At 38.1% G+C, this 22482-nt stretch carries 22 protein-coding genes; 19 read left to right on the forward strand and 3 right to left on the reverse strand.

Going from position 1 to position 22482, the window contains the following annotated elements; genetic code table 11:
• Window positions 1-116: 116 nt before the first annotated feature.
• From J4526_05625 to J4526_05705, 17 genes are all read left to right on the forward strand, one after another.
• The gene (locus tag J4526_05625; protein WFO74564.1) at window positions 117-425 is read left to right on the forward strand and encodes a transcriptional regulator; all 309 of its coding nucleotides are present in this window, start codon (window positions 117-119) and stop codon (window positions 423-425) included.
• Between the two features lie 166 nt (window positions 426-591).
• The gene (locus J4526_05630) at window positions 592-1587 is read left to right on the forward strand and encodes a hypothetical protein (GenBank protein WFO74565.1); all 996 of its coding nucleotides are present in this window, start codon (window positions 592-594) and stop codon (window positions 1585-1587) included.
• Window positions 1562-2764, forward strand: a complete 1203-nt coding sequence (locus tag J4526_05635) for a hypothetical protein (GenBank protein ID WFO74566.1) — start codon at window positions 1562-1564, stop codon at window positions 2762-2764. The genes J4526_05630 and J4526_05635 overlap by 26 nt, the downstream gene beginning before the upstream one ends.
• Complete coding sequence (locus tag J4526_05640; GenBank protein WFO74567.1) at window positions 2761-4359, forward strand: hypothetical protein; 1599 nt, start codon at window positions 2761-2763, stop codon at window positions 4357-4359. The genes J4526_05635 and J4526_05640 overlap by 4 nt, the downstream gene beginning before the upstream one ends.
• Window positions 4352-5056, forward strand: a complete 705-nt coding sequence (locus J4526_05645) for an ATP-binding cassette domain-containing protein (GenBank protein ID WFO74568.1) — start codon at window positions 4352-4354, stop codon at window positions 5054-5056. Before J4526_05640 ends, J4526_05645 begins: the two co-directional genes overlap by 8 nt.
• A gap of 117 nt (window positions 5057-5173) precedes the next feature.
• Window positions 5174-6115 carry a glycosyltransferase gene (locus J4526_05650; GenBank protein WFO76349.1) on the forward strand — a complete coding sequence of 314 codons (942 nt, stop codon included), beginning with the start codon at window positions 5174-5176 and terminating at the stop codon, window positions 6113-6115.
• A 104-nt stretch (window positions 6116-6219) separates the two neighbouring features.
• Window positions 6220-7167: a MoxR family ATPase gene (locus tag J4526_05655; GenBank protein ID WFO74569.1), complete on the forward strand. Its 948-nt coding sequence runs from the start codon at window positions 6220-6222 to the stop codon at window positions 7165-7167.
• Window positions 7164-7811 carry a hypothetical protein gene (locus J4526_05660; protein WFO74570.1) on the forward strand — a complete coding sequence of 216 codons (648 nt, stop codon included), beginning with the start codon at window positions 7164-7166 and terminating at the stop codon, window positions 7809-7811. Before J4526_05655 ends, J4526_05660 begins: the two co-directional genes overlap by 4 nt.
• Window positions 7801-8502, forward strand: coding sequence for a hypothetical protein (locus J4526_05665; protein WFO74571.1), 702 nt, complete (start codon window positions 7801-7803; stop codon window positions 8500-8502). Before J4526_05660 ends, J4526_05665 begins: the two co-directional genes overlap by 11 nt.
• Window positions 8502-8759, forward strand: coding sequence for a hypothetical protein (locus J4526_05670; protein ID WFO74572.1), 258 nt, complete (start codon window positions 8502-8504; stop codon window positions 8757-8759). The genes J4526_05665 and J4526_05670 overlap by 1 nt, the downstream gene beginning before the upstream one ends.
• Before the next feature lie 18 nt (window positions 8760-8777).
• On the forward strand, window positions 8778-10727 hold the full coding sequence (locus J4526_05675) for a hypothetical protein (protein WFO74573.1): 1950 nt from the start codon (window positions 8778-8780) through the stop codon (window positions 10725-10727).
• Window positions 10711-11574 (forward strand): hypothetical protein, encoded by an 864-nt coding sequence (locus J4526_05680; protein WFO74574.1) that lies wholly within the window; start codon window positions 10711-10713, stop codon window positions 11572-11574. Before J4526_05675 ends, J4526_05680 begins: the two co-directional genes overlap by 17 nt.
• Window positions 11552-13192, forward strand: a complete 1641-nt coding sequence (locus J4526_05685) for a DUF58 domain-containing protein (GenBank protein ID WFO74575.1) — start codon at window positions 11552-11554, stop codon at window positions 13190-13192. Before J4526_05680 ends, J4526_05685 begins: the two co-directional genes overlap by 23 nt.
• Window positions 13193-13197: 5 nt before the next feature.
• Window positions 13198-14862, forward strand: a complete 1665-nt coding sequence (locus tag J4526_05690; protein ID WFO74576.1) for an exosortase/archaeosortase family protein — start codon at window positions 13198-13200, stop codon at window positions 14860-14862.
• 3 nt (window positions 14863-14865) lie between these two features.
• Window positions 14866-15291 carry a hypothetical protein gene (locus J4526_05695; GenBank protein ID WFO74577.1) on the forward strand — a complete coding sequence of 142 codons (426 nt, stop codon included), beginning with the start codon at window positions 14866-14868 and terminating at the stop codon, window positions 15289-15291.
• Window positions 15288-15779 (forward strand): DUF1616 domain-containing protein, encoded by a 492-nt coding sequence (locus J4526_05700; GenBank protein WFO74578.1) that lies wholly within the window; start codon window positions 15288-15290, stop codon window positions 15777-15779. Before J4526_05695 ends, J4526_05700 begins: the two co-directional genes overlap by 4 nt.
• Window positions 15776-16327: a DUF1616 domain-containing protein gene (locus J4526_05705; protein WFO74579.1), complete on the forward strand. Its 552-nt coding sequence runs from the start codon at window positions 15776-15778 to the stop codon at window positions 16325-16327. Before J4526_05700 ends, J4526_05705 begins: the two co-directional genes overlap by 4 nt.
• Window positions 16328-16425: 98 nt before the next feature.
• On the opposite strand, the gene gcvPB is transcribed toward J4526_05705, so the two are convergent.
• Both gcvPB and gcvPA read right to left on the reverse strand, forming a co-directional pair.
• Window positions 16426-17997, reverse strand: coding sequence for an aminomethyl-transferring glycine dehydrogenase subunit GcvPB (gene gcvPB / locus J4526_05710; GenBank protein WFO74580.1), 1572 nt, complete (start codon window positions 17995-17997; stop codon window positions 16426-16428).
• A gap of 5 nt (window positions 17998-18002) precedes the next feature.
• Window positions 18003-19412 carry an aminomethyl-transferring glycine dehydrogenase subunit GcvPA gene (gcvPA, locus tag J4526_05715; protein WFO74581.1) on the reverse strand — a complete coding sequence of 470 codons (1410 nt, stop codon included), beginning with the start codon at window positions 19410-19412 and terminating at the stop codon, window positions 18003-18005.
• 215 nt (window positions 19413-19627) lie between these two features.
• Between gcvPA and gcvT the strand changes: the two genes are divergently transcribed.
• Window positions 19628-20758: a glycine cleavage system aminomethyltransferase GcvT gene (gene gcvT / locus J4526_05720; protein WFO74582.1), complete on the forward strand. Its 1131-nt coding sequence runs from the start codon at window positions 19628-19630 to the stop codon at window positions 20756-20758.
• Between the two features lie 56 nt (window positions 20759-20814).
• Window positions 20815-21255 carry a glycine cleavage system protein GcvH gene (gene gcvH, locus J4526_05725; GenBank protein WFO74583.1) on the forward strand — a complete coding sequence of 147 codons (441 nt, stop codon included), beginning with the start codon at window positions 20815-20817 and terminating at the stop codon, window positions 21253-21255.
• Window positions 21256-21324: 69 nt separating this feature from the next.
• On the opposite strand, the gene J4526_05730 is transcribed toward gcvH, so the two are convergent.
• Window positions 21325-22443, reverse strand: coding sequence for an ATP-NAD kinase family protein (locus tag J4526_05730; protein WFO74584.1), 1119 nt, complete (start codon window positions 22441-22443; stop codon window positions 21325-21327).
• Window positions 22444-22482 lie beyond the last annotated feature (39 nt).

Below are 22482 nucleotides of genomic sequence, written 5' to 3' on the forward strand. Positions count from 1 at the left end.
TGTTACATACATATATTGGGAGGATAAACACTTGATTATTAGTCGAATAATTTATTTACCAAACGCAATTATTCACATAAGTATAGCATAACCAGGTACAAGCAGGTGAGGCATGTTTGTCTAGAGACCAGATAATAGGTGTAGGGCTTCTCATAGTATCAATCATAGTGATTATAGTGTATGGGTGGCTTGTATTCTTTACACAATGGTCGTTACTGATCCTCCAGATTACTGGATTTGTTGCTGTTGCTGGTGTGTTCGGGATTTTGGCATGGATAGGTTATACATTAGCGACAACACCGCCACCTAAGCCGATTGAGGAGATCGAAAAGGAACTAGAAGAAGAACTAAAGAAACTAGAAAAGGAAATGAAAGAAGAGGAAAAGAAAGAAGAAAAACAGGAAAAAGAGGAAACCACAAGCTAGAGGAAATAACGTCAACAGGGTAACTTTATCGTTTTTAACTTGCGTAAAAACTGCCATACAGTATAGAGTTTTAGGGTTAACGAAAATAATACACAACAAATTAAACTATAGTTAAGGTAATATAGAGAAAACGATACACCAACATAATAACTTCGGATTGATGAATATGATAAAAACCATGTTATGGATAGTGTTAAGAACTATTACACGATTTCACGAAGCACTGGCTCTTTTAATTGTAGTTATCCTCTATGTTTCAATATCCGCAGCTATGCTATCTACAGCAAATTATGTTACTATGGAAGCTGATTACATGAGGAAGCATATTGTAATCGGCGAGGAAAAAACCTGTAACATGGTTAATGGCTTCTACACACTATACAATGTTACAGTTAGGTTTGGAGAAAAGAATATCAGCTTATTGATGATATGTTTACGCGAGATATCTGTACTTGAAGATAATGGTGTAAGATTCCGGGGGAACCCCGAGCTTATTGGCGGTCTTAATGTTTCGATAGGGAGTATGTTATCACGTGAATACAATATTAATGTTGGAGACTATCTCGATATTATTTATGGGAACGGAAAAAAGATGGCGTTACATGTCGTAGCGATTCATTATAGTAGAAGCCAGCTAGATCTAATGATTATTTCGAGAGATTGCGTTAATAAAACACATTCCCCGAGTACATGGAGAATAGAATGGTGTATCAATAGAACAGATATATTCTTGAAAACACTGATAGGGCTTAATAATGAAATAAAGAATATTGTGTACTATCTAGTAATACTCTTCATGATTACAGCGTTTGTTTCAGTAACAATAAGTATACATAAGCTCGGTTTGAGTTTAGGAGAGTTCATCAGAGATATGTACTTACAAGGATTTACCGAACACAATCTTTTCTCATACTATATACTGTCATCATTCTTTACAGGCATCCTGGGCTGGCTTTTGGGTTCATCACTAGGCTTGGTTGTTTCACAAATAGCTACATTTATGCTTAGATTCTATGGTATAATTGTTCCTTTTAGACCATTTTTAACAATAAATGACTTGTTGTTTTTGTTCTTTATAGCGTTTATACCTTCCCTGATTGCGCCGATTGTTCTGTGGAGAACTATCTGGAGGCAACATGTTGAGGAGATTCAATCTAGCTAAAATGCATATGAAGATCATTGGGAAGAGCGTATTTGCCTTGGTATTCATAGTTGCTATTATTTCTTCTTTTGTTTGCTCCATAATGTACTTCACTATTAATAGTTTTCAAGAAATATTAGCTGATGTAATTGTTGGTCCGAGACAAGATAGTACAATAATATTCACTTCCCCTTCAACAACACCATTCACAGGCGTGTTTGACACTAGAAGATTCAACGCGCTCACTAATGCCACTGGTGTGAGAATAGTTTCGTCAGAGCTTTTGGTTCCAGTACTTGTTAACGATAAACCTGTTATAATGCGTGGAGTTGATGAAGGCTTCATTAAAACTGTTAATATAAAGGTTATTGACGGTAGACAAATAGATCTTGATTGCCTGTATTGTATATGGGTTGGATTCAATGCAGCAAAGTACCTAGGAGTATCAATAGGTGATAAAGTTAATGTCTCATCTTTCTTCAGTAAAAGCCCTATGTGTCTCCTTGTAGCTGGAATATATAGTACAAACAGTATTTACGACGACGAGATCTTAGCTCCGATGCCAATTGCTAGAATACTACGTGGTGTCGGAGAGTACTCTGCCACCATAGTTAAGATAGTATACGACAAAAATGTTACTACTGAAGAAAAAATACTCGAATCACTTAATATTGGAAACATTACGAGTCCTGAGTTTATAGAAAGACCACAAACCCGTGCAAGTATGCCTATATATGTCTTAGAGAAGATTGTTGGAGTACAAGCTAGAATGAATATAATGGTTGCCAATGAACAATACATAGTAAACATGTATCTAAGGCGAATGGGTCTTTCCTCGGATGTATTTTATGCAGTCTCTATAGCTGTTCTAGTTATTGCAAACTACAGTATGTTTGTTCTAGGAAAACTCGTTACTGTAATGAAACGAAGGGTATTCTTCGAACTATATGTTCAGGGTATACATACAAGATTCCTTAAGACAATAACAATACTGTTTTTACTACCAGTCATTGTTTGTGGTACACTCATAGGGATTCTCTTTGGATTAAATATGGTGAATACTATTAATGTACCGATACTATTCGGATATACCGTAAAACCAGTCATAGATAATGTACTGATTTTATTAATTATATGTGCAAGTATAATATTATTCTCATCCGGTATCATCCTATCGAGGGTTGATACTGAGAGATGAAGCCGAGGAATCTATTGTTTTTAGCATTAATAATAGCTATCATGGTAAGGTTAATACCAGTAATAATTTATTCTACACCGTTTTCCACGGACTCATGGCCTTTAATATGCTTGTCGGAGAAATTAATTAGATCACCTACAAACCATATCTTTAATGACACATATTATGATGGCTATAATAACCATTGGCCCGGAGTAATATTGTTTTCATCTACAGCATCAATAGTTACCGAGATCAAACCAATAATACTAATGCCTTTACTTGTACCTACAGTAAATGTTCTTTCCATGATCTTTATAGTTCTCCTAGTAAGTAGGTACAATGGTTCCAGAGAAGCAATATTTTCAGCACTGGCGTTGGCCGTCATACCCCCATTGATAGTGTTTACAAGTGCAGCTACCAAGGAGGGGTTTGCACACCCATTGTTTGTAATGCTTATTTATTTAGCTCTAAAACCAGTGTGGAGGAAGGCAGAAGTACTAGTATCATTGCTAGCTTCTTTAACTCTTGTTTTATCTCATCATCTAACTACTTTCATGTATATATACATTATATTGACAACATTACTAGTGGCAAGTCTTAGCAGTGTGAAAACAAATATCAAGCTGAAAACCAGCGTTTACCCGTTGCTTTTTGTTTTCGTATTCGCTATAATACATCACTTAGTGATAGGCCCAGGTGTTTTCCGGATAGCAGCTACGCCTAGAGACATACTGACATTATTTCTCTATACAATACTATTTACTATGCCTATTGTCTTGTTTGGAAAAGCACCAAATAACGGGCAATCCAGTACACGATTTACGATTCCATACAAGCCGCTCTTTATAGTAGTTATAGTTTTTGCTGTTGTAGTATATGCTTCAACGTATTCCCCTGCTCCTGGAATACCATCTCTAGGGCAAAGCGTATTGTACTATAGCATACCATACATTATTGTGCCAATTGCGTTTTGGTATACCTACAGACAATGTTTTATCGAGAAAAGCAAATTGATCGTATTTTTGATTGCATGGACTATGGGGTGCTTTTCCATTATAGCGTATTTGTTATTTGCGGATAACCCACTGGGTGCAAGCGCAATACATAGAGTCATAGACTTTATGGATTTCCCACTTGCTATATCAATTGGTTTTGTTTCATCCCGATTGTTCAATACTGCTAGTACATTATTTCAGAGGATACTGGGGGTTGTACTTGTATTCCTAGCGGTTTTATCGGGAATATCAGTGATGTCCTTGATTGTATCGCGTAATGATACTGTATCGTTTTACTGGCTTTACAACAAAGCCGAGTTCTACGCTGGTCTCTATGTTAAAGAATATGTTGGGAATATGAGTATAACTGGTGATGCTAAGATAGACTATTTATTCAAATACTTTGAAATCAATGTGTATCCCACACCGTTGATCAGGCTTGTTGTTGATGGCGTGGCCGAAGATAACACATTATATATACTATATAGAGAGAACTATTCTAAAGGCATAGTGCAAGCATTAATGATATTTAGTTTAAGTAAACAATGTATTGAAATATTAGAAAAGGATACAAACAGAGTATACGATAGTTCGATGGTGAATATGTACATTGGATAGCGTAGCTAAGCACAGAAGAGAGCTAATGAGACTTGAGGGCGTATGTAAGAGTGTTGCCGGCGAGCTTGTTCTAGAAAATGTTTCTTTAACTATCAATGATGGAGACTTTATTTGTATACGTGGGATAAGCGGTGTAGGAAAGACAACTTTATTAAAAATCATAGCTTTGGTAACACGTCCTGATAAAGGTAATGTAATATTTTTAGGGAAGAACACGAAGTCATTAAGTAATAGTACTCTTGCCTTATTAAGATTAAAATACATTGGTTATATACCTCAAGAACTCGGTCTTTTAGAGATGTTAAGTGTCGAAGAGAACATACTATTACCGTTGTATACGCTTGGCATTAATAAGAAAGACGCTACAAAAATTGTTAATGAAATCCTTAATAAACTTGGCATCATACATAAGAAGGACTATCATCCTAGATCTCTTAGTGGCGGGGAAAGACAAAGAGTTGCCATAGCTAGAGCCCTTGCGAAGAAACCTTTACTTATAGTGGCGGACGAACCTCTATCTAATTTAGATGACGTAAATGCGGGTATAATTCTAGATCTTTTCCGTGAATACGTTATAAAGCAGGGTGGTGCGGTAATAATGTCCACAACAGATCTTTATGCTGACTATCCTTGTACTAAAGACTACTTTCTAGCTAAGGGGAAACTGTACTTTAAAAAAGCTAAGACCGCTAGTTAATTTATATTATGAAAAATACATAAATACTATATGTGTAATGCCTCTTAAACGACCTTAGTAATAGGTACAAGTACAGTGGTAATCACTACTATAGACGATGCTGTACCGGGGGTCAATATGGATGAAGAACTTAATAAGAAAGTAACAGTAATTGTACCAACATACAATGAAGAAGAAGGTATAGGAAAAGTTATAGATGAACTCATTGCGGAGGGCTTTTCTAAAGAAAACATTATTGTTGTAGACGGGCATAGTACCGATAAAACCGTTGAGATAGCCAAGAGTAAGGGTGTAAAGGTAATCTATCAAGAAGGTCATGGCAAAGGAGATGCTATAAGAACAGGTTTAAAGTATGTTAAAACACCTTATGTTGCAGTTATTGATGGAGACTATACCTACCCGGCTAAACACATTAAAGATCTTCTACATGTAGCTGAAAACGGTGGCTGGGATGAAGTTATAGGAGCTAGGATTTATGGCAGGAAAAACATACCCCTAATCAATAGGTTGGGTAACTATGTTTTGACTAAACTGTTTAACATTCTCTTTGGCACAAAACTAAGAGATGTGCTTTCAGGTCTTTACATTATAAGAAAAGAAAAACTCGCCTCAGCAATGTTTGAAACAAAAGGATTCAGTATAGAATCAGAGATAGCTGCCCATATAGCATCGACTACAGGGAAAATAATAGAACACCCTATATCCTATAGGAGAAGAGTTGGTGAAAAGAAACTTAGGATCCTTGATGGTATAAGAATCGGTATTGATATGATTAGATTGGCGTGGAGATATAATCCAGCATTTGTATTATTTTCAGCTGGCGCAATTATACTTGTACCAGGGCTTTTACTAGGAGGCTATGTAGCATACTATTATTTATTCCATGGCATAAAATATTATGTGAAAGGATTGATTGCATTAATAATGACTCTTGCAGGTTTTCAGAGCCTATTGATAGCTATACTATCGGTTTATTTAAAGAGAATGGAGTGGAGACTTACCAGTAAGATTGAAACGCTTCAGGAAAGAATAAGTGCACTCGAGAAAAAACGTGAGTAGCTTTTTCACGATAACTATTTATTCCTTTATTAAGGATTTAGTCTATCTATAGTACTACAGTGATGTATTCCGATCAGAAGTATTAACTTGGGTGCAGTAAGATCATGGATTTTGATGAGGCATACGAACTTGCATCATCTATGATTAAAGAAATAAAGAAAGTAATTGTAGGTAAAGATTGGGAAATAATTGTATCAATATCAGCTCTACTTAGTGAAGGACATGTACTTATTGAAGGTCCTCCAGGAGCAGCTAAAACTCTTCTTGCTAAAAGTATAGCGCGTGTAATTGGAGGTGAATTTAGGAGAATACAAGGCAATCCAGACATACTACCTAGTGATATAACAGGGTTCCATGTCTATTCTCTTGAAGGGAAACGTGGAGAACTAATAAAAGGACCTATATTTGCACACATTGTCTTCTTCGACGAGCTTAACCGTACACCAACACGCTCTCAAGCAGCATTACTTGAGGCAATGCAAGAAGGATATGTTACCATCGATGGAATAGACTACGAATTACCTAAACCCTTTATGTTGATAGCTACAGAAATTCCTGAAACAATAAGTCGTGGTACATATCCTCTAACTTTAACACTTGTTGATAGATTTATGGTGAGATTAAAGACAACATATAATCCCCCTGAAGAAGAATACTTAATCGTTAGCAAATCTGATGAACTAGATGCTATTAACCTTAACCCTGTTACCAATATAGATAAAGTTCGTGAGCTCATCAAGTTTATTAAGCAAAACATTCATGTTGACGAGAGGATCGTGAAATATATTGTCGATTTAATAACCTATATCCGTAGACATAAGGATGTTGCAACGGGATTAAGTCACCGTGCATCGATAAGCTTGTATCGTATAGTACGATCGTATGCATTGATTGAGAAAAGAGACTATGTTATACCCGATGACATAAAGAAGTTTGCTAAAGTAGTTCTTGCGCATAGGATTTTACTAAGTCCGGAGGCCGAGGCTGAGGGACTTACCCCTGAAGATATTGTTGATGAGGCACTTAATAGTGTAAAGGTGCCTAAAGAGTGAAGTTAACACTAAGTATTGTATCTAAAATATTTACTATATTGTTTCTTGTATCATGCTTCTTGTCAACAAATAATTCCATTAATTTGGTTTTGTCGGTAATATTCCTTATAATACTATTCAATACATATATTATAGGTTATCATAAGAAACTTGAACTAAATCCTCCGTTATGGGTTATTCCATTATCTTATACAATATATTATGCCTTAATATTGGTTACAAACAATACTGGGTTAATCAGTATTACTGTTCTTTCAGCATTATTGTTTACGGTAATGGTTAGACCTGATGATAATGTTATGAGAAAATTGAGTATTCAATCGAGGATCATATTAGCTATCATGCTTGTCGAGCTCTTTTTGGTAGCACTCCTTGGACTACAGTTTTATACATTCTTTTTACTAGGACCAGTATTGGAGGCTATGTGGGTCAATATATTTTGTGGAAGAAGTGTTTTAGATAAACTTCTTGGAGTAGCGATCATAGCACTATACTATAGTATATATCCTGTCTTTATACCCTATGTGTTTGTAGTAAGCGTTATCAAGCTTATGATGTTTCATAGAGGTTATTACATACAACCAGTCATCGCCGATTACATTACCAGAGTTGTTTACGGGTGGGTAATAAGCCTTGGATATTAGGTTTGTGCTTGCTGGAATAAACATTATAGCTGTAGCAATAGTAATGGCGGTATACGGATGGTTAACATACTCAACACAGTTGATTGGTATAGCAGGGTCTATAGGCATTGTGGGCGCAGTATCTGTCGCAGTGGGCTTATCACATGGAGAACCAACGGCTGTTTTTCTCAAAGATTATTATAGGATAATATCAGGTTTTGTGTTGAAGACACTAGAGGATCTACGTCTAATTAATATTTTGCCTAAAATACTATTTATTAAAGAATCAAATGAATACTACATGGTACTGACACAACTTAAATCATTTAGCGGCATTGGCAAAGAAATTACTCCAGGTATAATGATCGTAAATGGCGCTCCATCTTATGTTTTCAAACTCCCTAATATCTACGCAGAAGCGGTTGAAGAACCCATTACTGACCCTATAGAATTAGAGTCTCGTGTCAAATCTCTCTTGATAGAAACCTATGGTCTATGTACAAGAGTATCAATTACCCGTACTAAGGATCTGCTTGACTTAAGTCTTGAAGGTGTTGATAAAAAGCTTTTGGAAGTACTATACGAGCCCTTATCACCTATAGATGTTGTTGTACTAACCATTCTAGCTCAATTAATGAAGAAAAGCCTCTATATGGAGAGTCGATCTATTGAAGGTGATACGTATACTGCAAAAATAAGGGTGGTATTGTAGTGAGAAGAGTAGAAGTATTTATGCTTGTGTTTGCTTTATTTGTAGTCTTAAGTAATATTGCTCTTGTTCTTGTTGGTGAAAATAGATTTGATGTTTATATTGCTTTAACTATACTTGTGTATTATGTATTGTATGCAGTATTAGATCCATTGCTTGGTAAAACCACAAAGTACTTTCAAGGGTTAAATATAGGTTTGTTCATTTTATTTATGGTTATAGTGGTCTACAGGATAATGGAGATCCTTGCGACAGTGTAGAAGAGGTAATAAAAAGCAATGTCTTCAACAAAGATTATTGCTGTACTGGCAACTATAATGATTATTGTTGGGCAAGGTTTAGCGATACTAGATTCTCAAGAATCAAGTTTTGATGGTGCAATACTTGCAGAAATTTTTACAAAAGTAATCGACTTAATAATATCCGAGAAATATAATGAAGCTAAAAACATTATAAATGATGTAAAGTTAGCCGAAGTACCATATGATATAGCATATCTTCATAAAACTATTTATGAAAAGTTAGACAAGATCGTTAACGACTTAATTATAATAAACAAACTTATGGATAAAATAAACAAGCTTTGGCTTCAAAACTATACCAGTCAGGAATTGAATGAAAGTATTACAGAACTTAAAAAATACACTATAAAGCTTTATGGCGATAAATTAAGACTTGAAACCGACCTAGATGATTATGTTTCAAGACTATTGAAGTACGTTAACACAACACAACGTACATATTATACCAAGCTCTTAAGTACAAAAACATACAATTTACTGAATATCCTTGACGAAAGAATTTATGATATAATTGAGTACATTAATAAGATTAGTAGAGTGATTGAAACAGAATATGTTGATATAAAAATAGGCTATATACCAAGACAATTACCTGCAGGATCTAAACTTATTATTCCTGTACAGATAGTTTCAATCAATGAGTCCGCTGGTATAACAAATTATACGCTCATGTTAAGACTATGGTATGAATACTGGTATCTTGAGGAATATGAGTTTTCTATTGTAAATACTACTGAATTCAATATTGTTCTTAGACTACTTGATGCAAAGGAGATTATTGATAAGAGTATACCGATAGAACAGGGCCCTAGTCATGGAGATTATTATGTTGATGTTTATGGTGTTATTTATTGTTTAAAGAATATTGGTAATGAAAGCATCATTGTAGGTAAAAACGTGTTTAATTTAACAATCACATTGTATGAGCCACAGATAATGTTTATTGTGCCACAGCTTGTCTATTACGGAGAAAACACTACTATAAAAATATTCTCTGGTATTGAATGCCCAGTTAATGTATCAATAATACTTGATGGAGTAAAAATAACTAGAATTACGGTCAGAAAAGGTATAACAAGCTACACATTACCATACTACGTCCTCGGTAAAGGATATCATACGCTTGTATTTAAGAGTGATCCTACGGGTAAGTATGTTGGTTTAACTCATACTGCTGCATTGGCGGTTGTTGGAAAAAAGATTGATGGCGTTATTAAGTATAGTAGAGTATGTATACAGCCATTTATTAGCTATGTAGTTAAGGGGATAGTATACGATAATGGTGATTTAGGTAGTATAAAGCTTGTTGTTTCCGTAGGTAATGATATCGTCTACAACGACAGTGTTCCATATAGTTTTTCTGCAAAAATATCTCTTCCATACACATTTCTAATATCGGTATATGATGTGGTTTTCAAAGTAGTTCCTGAAGATCCTCGTTATGATCCATTGGTTGTTGAGGCTAAAGTTATTGTTGTGAACATCGCTAGTTTAGTGATCTTATCAGCTATAATGCTTGCCCTCATGTTTATAGAGACTCCAGGAGATATAACCGCGATATACAGGTTTTTTATAGGAAAAACACAAAGAGCCCTAACAATGACCCGTACCTCAGGTAAACTTGGGGTCAAAAGTATTAAGGCAAGAGCGATCGAGTATCTTGTGGTTAAAATAAGAAAGTCTTGGGCGGCCAGTATCTACTGGAAACTTGTTGGTAAGCTTTCGAGAGTACTACCAAAACCATTGCCCCATGAAACGCTTAGAGAGTATTATAAAAGAAGTAGAGAAAAACTCCCAGAAGATGCACGTGAGGTATTCGGAAAGCTCACATTGCTTGTAGAAAAAGATCTATACTCTATCAAGAAACCCGATAAACATGTTATTGAAGAGCTCGTGAAGAGGGTGGAAAATGCCCTGGGTGAGTAAAGTAACAATAATGCTTATAATAGTGCTTATTGCAGCAATAACAATGTCTATCATCACTTATGTACCAACTACTACAAGCTTTAGCCCCTATAATACTTATGGTGATGGTTTATCTGTATTTGTTAACGATATTGGAGTTAAACCTAATATTGTTAATACAGATGATATTGGATGTAAAGTTCTCATAGTGGTTGCTGAAAAACCTCTTGATGAAGACAAAATAAATATATACGAAAACTTTGTAGCCAAGGGAGGTACCCTAATAGTTTTTGATGACGCCGGTTATACTAATAATTTGTTTAGTAAATTAGGGCTTGGGATTACTATTGTTAACAAGACTGTGTTGGATGAGGTTTTTAAAGAGGATGACAGATTCCATGTTAAGGCAAGATATAGTATAGATAGTTATCATGGCTACGTTATCCTGTATAAGCCTGGTTTCATAGAGATAAGTGATTTAACTAATAAGCGAGTAATACTTTATTCATCAAGTTATTCCTATGTTGATATGGATGGTAATGGTTATTACACTGTAGGCGAGCCTATTGGGCAGAAATATCTTGGAGTAGAAGCAGCCAGCGGTAAAGGAAGAATTATAGTGATCGCTGATAAAGACATTGTCACCAATTCTATTATAGTATTAGAAAACAATACACTGTTTACTAAGGAGCTCATCGGTCAAGAAGATACTTGTCTGGATTTATCTGAGCTAAAATTAGGGCCTATGGATTACTTGAAGTTCCATGTTAACAAATACACCACTTTCCTTGGCTCAGATTACTTGCTGGCTGGATTCTTGATAGCTGTGACTGGTGTTGGTGTTTATGCTAGGAGAAGACATGCGTAAATACAGAATATTCATTGCCTCCATGATATACTTGTTGATTGTGTCCATAGTTGTCACTCTATATTATGGCGACATGTTACCCATACTATTTATTGGTACAACATTTATCTTGGTACATAAGAAGAGGTATTATGCAGGACTACTTTGTCTCACAGCTTTATCCCTTTATATATCGGGTAAAGACTTGTACTCGCTATTGTCTACAATACCATTCATTCTTGTTTTCCCAGTAAACGTTAAGTCCATAGTTAAACCTGCAATTAAGCCCGCGGGGTTCTTTGGCCCACTTGCACGTTCAATGATAACAATTAGTTCCATGTATCTTCCAGTAATATTTCTCCGGCCAATAGTATCGCTGTACTATATTGTAATGTATGTATATATAATTACATTGGTTACTGTAAATTATAGTCGTCTAAGAAACATATCATATAAGGTTGTATATGCACCTAAAACTATTGCTTTGACAGGAAAATCTTCCATAGTTATACTTATTGAGTCTACTGTTAATGCCTTTATTCATGTGGTTAGTGGTGAAGAGGTGATTGCTGAGCGAATTGTACAAGGGGTTGTACGTCTAGAAATACCTTTACAGGCTAAGAGACTTGGTGTAATGCCCTATAGATTTAGAATATATGCTATCGATCTAGATGGGTTTACATCTAGGCTTGTTGGTGTTATTGAGGGCGAGGTAAATGTTGCTCCATACACGAAAATCGCTATAGAAAAGATCAGGACTGTTCTTAAAGAAATACTTATCGAAGCCGGTTTTCCTATTGAAATAAAGGTTTACACTATAAGAGGTGTTTTTGGAGGGGGATATGGTGAAGGCGAGGGCGAGATAGGTGAGGAAATTTCTGAGGAAGGTTATTTGGGCAAGATAGTTGCTAGGATTATTGCAAGAGAACGGGGAAGCCTAACCGGTGCAAGAAAGTATCGTCGTGGGGAATACATGGGTGCTCGTGAGTTTTTAAGTGGGGATTCTCCACGTGATATTCACTGGAAGAAAACTGTTAGTAAACTAAAACTCTATGTAAAGGAGTATAGTGGGCATAGCGGAGGTAGTGGAGGCAACAGGATCCTCGTTATAACAGACTTGCTTTCATCAAATAGCAGAGAACTTGATACAATAACTTATACGACATTATCGTTTATAGTTGGAATGCTTACCAGAAACGTTAATGCTGAATTATCATTAGTAGTTATTGCTCCCTCGAATGAAATACTCTACGTCAGGGGTTCTCCTTTACAAATACTTGCTTTCTTTACAAGAGTCTACGAAGAAGGACTAGTTAAGTTGTTTTATGAATATGAGAGTTTTGGCAGAGAATATAGTCTCGATAATATCTACAAGCTCTTGACTTTTAAGGATAAGAGCTTAATTATTGAAACTATTAGGCAGTATACAATAATGTTTTCAAAGAAGTTGCTTAGAATTCTTTCTGAGAAAAGATTGTTGCCACCATTGTTGTTTACTATAATTCATGGAAATCCATCGGCATTACATAATAGTATACTTAAGGAGCTACTGGTCATGAATGGTTATACCTATATTCCACCTAGGGTAATGCCTTACAGTGAACTAACTAGGGTTATTACAGAAATAGCTGCCGGCTGATAGTGTTGTATCAAAGCATGTGCCCAGGATGCAATACTAGGGGTTTTATAATACTTGTCACATTGGTGGGTATCATAGCTTCTTTTATCGAATTAATATATAAAGATGCAATACTTGCTTACTTCTTATTGCTTGAAACAAATGAGTATAGCTATCTTGCCGTAATATCCTTCATAGTGCTATTGATAGCTATCATGGAATCATGTAATGTAAGTGGTGTGAAGAGAATTCATTTTGGTAGAGTATTGGTTGCATCTGTGCTCATTGTACTTTCTTATGTATTGCTCATGTTTTCCTATATAACGAATAAGTATATTCTAGAATTCAAAATTGCTTCGATTATCTTCTTAGTATGGGGGTTTTCGGCAATAATTTTTAGTCCTAGAGATTTTCGTGTAATGGGCTTGCCCTTGCTTGCTTTAGTTTTCCTTATACCTATACCTAGGAGTATTATTGATGAAATCGCATTGTATCTTTCGCAGCATGTTGCATCTGTTGTCTCATTTCTAACTGGCTCTGAGCTCGTTAAGGATGGTGTTGGCCAGCAGGTTTTCTTAAAAGTAATAGACTCTAGCGGTAACGCTAGGTTGTTTGAAATTGCAGGCGTATGTAGTGGTATAATAAGTTTGTTGTCGATACTATCGCTAGTAATAATGCTTGCCTATTTTCTTGTAAAAAGCAAGAAATATGATTATAGGAAAATACTTGGTATGATAGGTTGTATAACCGTTGGTATAATAGTCGTTTATATTGGGAACATAATTCGTGTTACACTTGTTGTACTAATTACGAAGTACTGGAGTTATGAAGCCGCCATGTCCTTCTTCCATACAGTACCATCGATAATTTATAGCGCTATTGCAGTGGTAGTAGTTGTTCTTTTAGCACATAAGATTCTCGGTATAAGTAATGTTTTTGGGAACAAGGAAACAATATTTGTCAATGGGATTAAAGAAGAGCAATTTAATCCCAAAGAAATAGGAGGAGTATTGTTTTCGTTACTCATTATAACAAGCATATTTACCGGATTGTACGCTAGTTTATATTCAACCAATATTAATGGTAGTGAGAACACGTTTGTTCTGGAATTCCAGGAATTGTTCATGAATGCTACGAAAATAGTGTTTAATGGGACAGGGGCAATAGTTCTTGAAGAAATAGATAGGCCAACACTAATCAGAGCACTCGGTTCTAGTCTTGTAAAGGAAATCATTGTCAGATATAAGAACGACATCTATACAGGGTACATAGAAGTTGCCGAGACACCGAGCAGGTTCCATAGTTGGAGTGTTTGTTTAACTTTTCAAAGATACATTATAGAAGATGAATGGAGTGTTTATTTGAACAATACAGTAGTTGTTTTCATGCTCTTGAGAAGTGTTACGGGGGAGAAAATAACACTAGCTTACAGCGTATACGAAGTGCCTGTGTATTTTGGTGGCAAAAAGATTATGGCTTATGTTAGGGTTTCTCTTTTCAAGCATGGTGTTGGCACCAGTGATTTAATTGAATTATTCAGTAAAATACAGATAGGAACAAGGCATGTAAGTAGAGTTTATGAGTATCTACTGCTATGGGTTAATATAACTACAATACTACTTGCAATCGTGATTTTGTATGCATTGATAGTAGTTACTATACATATTAAGACGAAGCTAGAGAGGCGATAAACAGTGTTTAACAGAACACGTATTGTCCTGATAATATTTGTGCTTACGGCACTTACTATTGGCACCATAATTACTTATGGTGAAGAAACTACTACAATAGATAACAAGATTGTAGAGGCTTATAAGATCGTTTATAAGCTCGGTAGAATGGGTATTGATGTGAAAAACCTTATAGACAAGCTTAATGAGGCACAAAAGCTTATTGATGAACAACATTATGATGAGGCGGAAAAACTTATTGATGAAGTGCTTGAGGATGCGAGGAGACTTGAAGAACAGGCTCCATCTATTGTATTCTGGAGAGATTTCACGAAGGCAATGACAGTTGTCTGTCTTGCCTCAATACCTGTCTTAACATACTTGTTCTTACCACGTATCTACCTCGATATGTGGTATAAGCTTAAGAGGAAATGGGTGGTAAAGAAATGATTCTTGACGAGGAGGTATTTGCCGTCATTATGGCTATTATTGTTGTAGGAAGTGTGTTTGGTATAGCCCAAGTACTTCGCCCTAGTGTCGTGGAACCATTTACTGCTATTGGTCTCCTTAATGAGGAGTGTAAAATAGGTGATTATCCAGAAATTGTTGTTGCTGGCGAGAATATTACATTATGTATATTTGTCCATAACTATATGGGCTATCCTATTTACTACAAAGTCGTGTATAAGATCGGTACTAACGAGACACTGCCTACACAGAATACTTCGTCTCCGGAACCCCCTGTAATGGAGTGGAAAGGCTTTCTCGATCATAATGAGAACACTACCTTCAAGGTAACTATCACTGTTGATAGACCTGGGAAAAAGATAGCATTAATCTTTGAGTTATGGCTTTATGACCCCGATAAAGATGCATGGGTTTACTCAGGTAGATGGGTACACTTATATGTAGATGTACTGGAGGCGCCTGTCACATGAAGAAAAACAGTGTTACAACAATAGAGGAACTTGTAGCCAAATACGTTAGAAGAGGCATGGATAGACGTAAAGCTATCGAGAAAATCTATAGGGAATGGGCTGAAGGAAAGATCGAGATATACGACCCTAACCCACCCAGGGACTTCATAGAGTATCTCCTAAGACTTGACCACAGCTTATGGTTCTGGTTCTCAATTATAGTCCTCGGATTAACCTTGTTCACAGTCTACTTCTCATGGATAAACCCGTTTATCCTCTACTTGAGATATATCCTAGGATCAATAATGGTTCTCTACCTACCCGGGATGGCCCTGATAGAGGCATTGTACCCTGGTGAAAGAGAGCTATCTCCATTGGAGAGACTAGCGTTATCCATAGGGTTATCATTAGCAGTAGTCCCATTAATTGGGCTTATACTAAACTACACGCCATGGGGCATAAGACTAAACCCTATATTGGTATCGTTGACAGTATACACTTTAGGATTACTTGTATTAGCGGCTTATAGAAAGTATATGCTTGTCCTTAAGATACATACGAAAGGATAATCGGTCATAATTTTTACAGTAAATAGAAGTCTCTTAAGTTCTTTTTTGTATTATATAAACTGTTGATATTTATATATTAAAAAATATTTGTTAATGCTTTACTTTAGTAGTCCTAGTTTTCCTTCTTTTCTAAGTCTGTAGACTCTCCAAGTAGGTGTGACGTGGCGTGGGTGGTTTGCTTTTACTGCATCTATTCTTCCTACAGCTGTGTTCTTAGGCCACTTCTTTGGTTCCTCGGGGTTCTCATAGGCTATTCTAGCGATCTCTTTTAGTCTTTCAGCGTATCTCTCGATGTTTTCTTTTGTCTCTGTGTCGGTGAATTCTATCATTAGTGCTTCTGGTACTATTAGTGGGAAGTATATTGTTGGTGCATAGAATCCTGCGTCTAGTAGGCCTTTAGCCACGTCTTCGGCGTTGACTCCTGTTTCGTCAGCCAGAGGCTTTGCGCTGTATACGATCTCGTGTTTCCTCCATCTCTCTGGGCCATAGTATAGTGTGTAGCCTTTAACTCCCTCCATTAGCTTCTTGAAGTAATTGGTGTTGATTACTGCTTGTTCTGTTGCTTCTTTGAGTCCCTGTGGACCCATTGCCATTATGTATGTGAAGCCCCATACAAGAGGTATGACGTTGCCGAAGAATGCTTTCAGCATACCAACGCTGTATGGGCCAGGCCACTTGAGTTTGTACTTCTTCTCTTTCTCATCGTAGACTACTCTTGGTCCTGGCAAGAGGTCTGATAACTTGATTCCCTTGTCAGGGTCTACTATACGGTCTTTTACACAAACAGGGCCTGCTCCAGGACCGCCTCCGCCGTGGGGTGATGAGAATGTCTTGTGTATGTTTATGTGGGCTATATCGAAGCCCATGTCGCCTGGTCTTGTATAGCCCATTATGCCGTTGAGGTTCGCTCCATCGTAATAGAGTAGTCCGTCTACTTCATGTATGATCTTTGCTATCTCTACGATGTTCTCCTCGAACATGCCAAGAGTACTCGGGTTGGTGATCATGAGTCCTGCTGTGGCTTCCGATACAGCTGCTTTAAGTGCTTCAATGTCCACGTTGCCTCGTTCATCACTCTTCACTTCTATTACTTTGAAGCCGGCCATGCTTGAGCTAGCAGGGTTTGTGCCGTGTGCGGAGTCGGGTATTATTATCTCCTTTTTCTTGTCGATCTGTCCTTTTAGCTCATGGTACTTCCTTATTATTAATACGCCTGCTAGTTCACCATGTGCACCTGCTGCTGGATGTAGTGTACATGCATCCATTCCAACGATATTGGCTAGCCATCGTTCTAGAAGATACATCATCTCGAGGAGTCCTTGTACTGTTCGCTCGTCTTGTAGTGGATGCAACATAGTGACTCTTGGATCAAACGCGGCTTCCATAGCTATCTTCGGGTTATACTTCATAGTACAAGAGCCGAGTGGTACAGGACCGTTATCAACACCATAAGTCATTTGTGTCAAGTTAACGAAGTGTCTTAACACCTCTACTTCGCTGAGCTCGGGTAGTTCAGGAGGACTGGATCTTTTTATCTTGTCGGGAAGCTTTATCTCACCAACATACTTCTTTATTTCCTCCTCAATTTCAGGTACAAGGAATCCTATTCTACCAGGAGCACCAAGCTCGTATATTATGGGCTCAGGCCATTTTGCCTGTCTCCACGCCATATTACTCACCTCCCAAGGATCTCCTTGATCGATTCAACCAAGAAATCAATGTCTTGTTTTGTATGAACTTCAGTTACACAATAGAGAGCTGATTCACCGAGCTCAGGATAGTATGGCTTGAGATACAGTCCTCCATGTATCCCCCTCTTGAGTAGTTCTTCGTGTATTGTCTTGTAGTCTACTCCTGCTTCATTGAAGTCCACTACGAACTCCTTGAAGAACTCTGACTTGAATCTCGGTGCTTTAACGCCCGTTATTTCATTGAGCTTCTTTGCGGCATAATGCGACCTGTATAGTATTAGCTCTCCTATCTTCTTGAATCCTTCCTTGCCGAGTAAAGCCATGTAGACAGCTGCTGCTACAGCACATAGTGCCTCGTTGGTACAAATGTTTGATGTAGCTTTTTCTCTACGGATGTGTTGTTCTCTAGTCTGTAGTATCATCGCGAAGGCTCTTTGGTCACCTGTTTTCGTGGTCGTGAGACCCATGATCCTACCGGGCATTTGTCTTATAAACTTCATGTTCCATTTTGTCGCGAAAATACCTAGGTATGGTCCGCCGAAGTTAAGGCCCAGGCCAAGCGGCTGTCCTTCGCCAACAGCTATATCTGCACCAAGTTTACCCGGTGACTCGAGGACACCAAGGCTCATCGGGTCTACTCCAATAATATACAGTGCACCAGCATCATGAGCTATCTCACCTATGTCCTTCGCGTTCTCCTCTATGAACCCGAGGAAGCTGGGGTTCTCAATGTATACGGCTGCAGCCTTTTTGTCGCTTAGCTTGTTCTTCAAATCCTCTAGATCCATTAGCCCTGTTTCCGGGTCATGTTTCACTTTCTCAATCTTGTAGCCATGGGGCCATAGGTAGGAGTTGATTACTTTCTCGTGGAAGGGATTCATAGTTGATGGAACAATTACTTTCTCTTTACCACGATTTACACGGAATGACATGAGGAATGCTTCAGCAGCAGCACTAGCCCAATCATACATTGAGGCGTTGACTACCTCCATATCGAGGAGCTCGGCTATCATGCTCTGGTATTCAAACAATGCTTGCATAAGACCATACGCGATCTCGGGTTGGTACGGTGTGTAAGTGGTCATGAACTCTCCACGTGTTATAATATATCTCACGACAGCTGGTACATAGTGAGGCCACGCCCCGCCTCCGAGGAATGGCGGGGGATTCTTGAAGATCTTGTTTTTATCCAAATACTCCTCAATCTTCCTCTTGACCTCGATCTCGGATAAAGGTCTTCCGAAACCTATCTCTAGTTTATTCCAGTCAACTTTTATCCTCGCCTCCTCGGGTATGTCACTGAAAAGCTCCGAGACATCTTTAACACCAATAGTCTCCAGCATCTTCTTCTTGATTTCATCGGGAGAATTGGGTAACCAGGGATGTTTAACCAAGGATAAGGACCCCCGCGTATACTTACAAATGTATTCTTATATTGGCGAAGCAAAAAGGTGTATCGCTTTATCTCAAGATCCCTAGATAAAACACTTAGACAAGCTAGTATTATAGAATACATTTAATTTCTCTGCAGATAACTATAGTATTGTCAGCCAGAGATAAGGAAGTTCTCTCATGCACTTGTACCTCAAGCTATCAGGTGACCGACACAATGGCTCGTAAAACCCTCTTGTATGATTTTCATGTAGAGAAACTTGGAGCTACCATGGGCGAGTTTGGCGGCTGGGAAGTACCAATGCTCTATAAGAGTGCTATTGAAGAACATATGATCGTTAGAACTGATGTGGGAATATTTGATGTAAGTCATATGGGTAGAATAAGGTTCCGTGGACCTGATGTAATGGAGCTTATACAGTATCTTTACACGAAAGACATGAAGAAAGTCAAGGAAGGATGGATGAGTGGTCCAACACTAGCTCTCAATCAATGGGCTCGTGTTAAAGACGATGAAATGCTCTACAAGATCAGTGATGAGGAGTGGCTTGTAGTAGCCAATGCCCCCTATAGGGAGAAGATGATAAATTACTTCAAGAAGGTTATCGAGGAGAAGAAGCTGAAAGTCGAAGTAGAGGATCTAACGTTTAACCTCGCTATGATAGCTATTCAGGGGCCCAAGGTAGAAGAGGTCTTCGAAAAAGTTGGAGCAAAAGAATTCAACGACCTACACACACTCGAGTTCCGTTACAACACAGTTTTCGCTGGCGAGAAAATATTCTTGATAAGCAGGAGCGGATGGACTGGTGAAGACGGCTTCGAGATCTGGGCGGAACCCCCAGCAATGATAAGGATATACGAGAAGCTCTTGGAGGCAGGAGCAAAACCCGTTGGTACAATAGCTAGAGACACTTTGAGGATAGAAATGGGTTTCGTACTAGGAGAACACGAGTACGGTGAAGACCCAACAAGATTCCCCAACGCGATCTCGCTCAGGTACGGACTAGGAGCTATAGACTGGCATAAACACGGTTTCGCGGGAGAAGAAGCGTTAAGAGCATATCGTAGAGAAGGCGTTAAATGGATCAGGGTAGGATTGAGGTTCAGAAAGAAAGACGGTAGAGTTGTCCCGAGAACAGGGTATAAGATCTATATCGATGACGTTGAAGTAGGCTGGATAACAAGTGGAACATACTCGCCATACCTTAAGAGAGGTGTGGCACAGGCATACATTGAAGCACCGTATGCGGTCTTCGGAGAGACCGTAGAAGTACAGATCAGGAATAAGAGGTATGAAGCGAAAATAGTAGACTTCCCATTGGTTCCAGGCAGGCCAGTTGTTAAATAACAAATAAATTTTTACAATGATAAAATTAACTATGTGTCCCCGTGTCCTTGGGGGTGATGTATGTGTCCGAGATAGTCGTTGAAGTTAAGAAAAAGAAGTATATCATCAAAACCGATCGTAAATACACAAAAACAGATGAATGGGCTAAACTCGAGGACGGCAAGATTCGTGAAGGAATAACTGATTACGCTCAAAAAGAGCTCAAGGATATTGTAGGTATTGAGTTACCTGAAGTCGGGAAAGAGGTTAAGAAAGGAGAAGTCATAGGTGTGATCGAGTCAATCAAGGCTACAGCAGATCTATACGCTGCTGTCTCCGGTAAAGTAGTTGAAGTAAACGAGAAACTTCTTGATCAGCCGGAGTTACTGAACACAGACCCCTATGGTGAAGGATGGATCCTGATTATAGAGCCCAGTGACCCCAAAGAATACGATGAACTTATGACTCCAGAACAATACGCCGAACATATTAAGAAACACGCTGAAGAAGGTCATTAGATCTTTTCTTAATTTCAGATCTTTTTTATTACAAAAATATCTTAAGAAAACGTATAACTATGTTTCATTTCATACTACTTTCATCATAACTATGTTATTGTAATCGACTACCACACGGATGTAACTCCTTAACATATTGTCGACAACAGGATCTCCAGTATCTACACGGAGAACCTTTAGGTTCTGGAGTTTCCTGCGGGTAGCCACAACAATGATATTCTTTTTACCCCCGATTCGTTTGATTACTTCTGGAGAGATCTGTTGGTTTCCTCTACCAAATATGAATCCCTGGCCACCTATTGGTGTCACAATTATTTTTGCCTTGGGATACTCGTCTAAAAGCTTAAGGATGCTTTTTTCATCAAGGTCTTTTCCAACGAGTTTACCGTTGTATACAGCATCTACTCCAAGTACAGTTTTCTCGACTCCAAGCACGTCAGCTATTGCTTTAACCGTCGTCCCAGGGCCAAGAATATACAATGTATCCGGCTCCATTTCCTCTACAATAGCTCTTGCTATCGCCTTCTTGTTGTCTTCCTCGTCAGCAGTATCAATGCTGGGCTGTTTACCTGGTTGAACTAGATCCCTTACGACAGGTGTCTTCATGTAACCATATAGTCTTATTCGTAGTTCATCTCTTCTAAAAGCCTCTTCATCAATATCAAGTACTTCCTCCTCTACAACAGTGGCTTCACCACGTGCAAAAGCCTCAACTATCTTGGCGGCAGCGACAGGATTGACAGCAAAAACACCACTATATACTTTAACACCACTAGGGACGCCCAGGACAGGAATCTTTTGGTCAATAGCATCCATTACATCACGAGCAGTACCATCACCACCAACAAAAACAAGTAGGTCAATACCCTTGTCAAGCATTTCCCTAGAGATCCTCTTAGTATCCTCAGCAGAAGTCTCGCTACCAGTTATACTCCCGACAACCTCTACCACTTTATCTCTATGCCTAGTCTTCGACACAATATCCCAGCCCATAGGCCCAGGCGCAACATACAAAGCTATATCATCCAGCGTTAGACTCTCAAGAAACACACGTGCTCTCTCTGGAGAAACAGGTTTAGCACCCTTCTTCAAAGCAATCCTATATGCCTCACCATCAGTACCCTTAAGCCCTACACGACCCCCCATACCAGCAATAGGATTAACAATAAAACCAAGCCTAATACCCATTAAACAGCACCTAAACACTTATCCAGACAAATTAAATAA

The organism is Desulfurococcaceae archaeon MEX13E-LK6-19 (assembly GCA_029637525.1).
GTDB lineage: Archaea > Thermoproteota > Thermoprotei_A > Sulfolobales > Desulfurococcaceae > MEX13ELK6-19.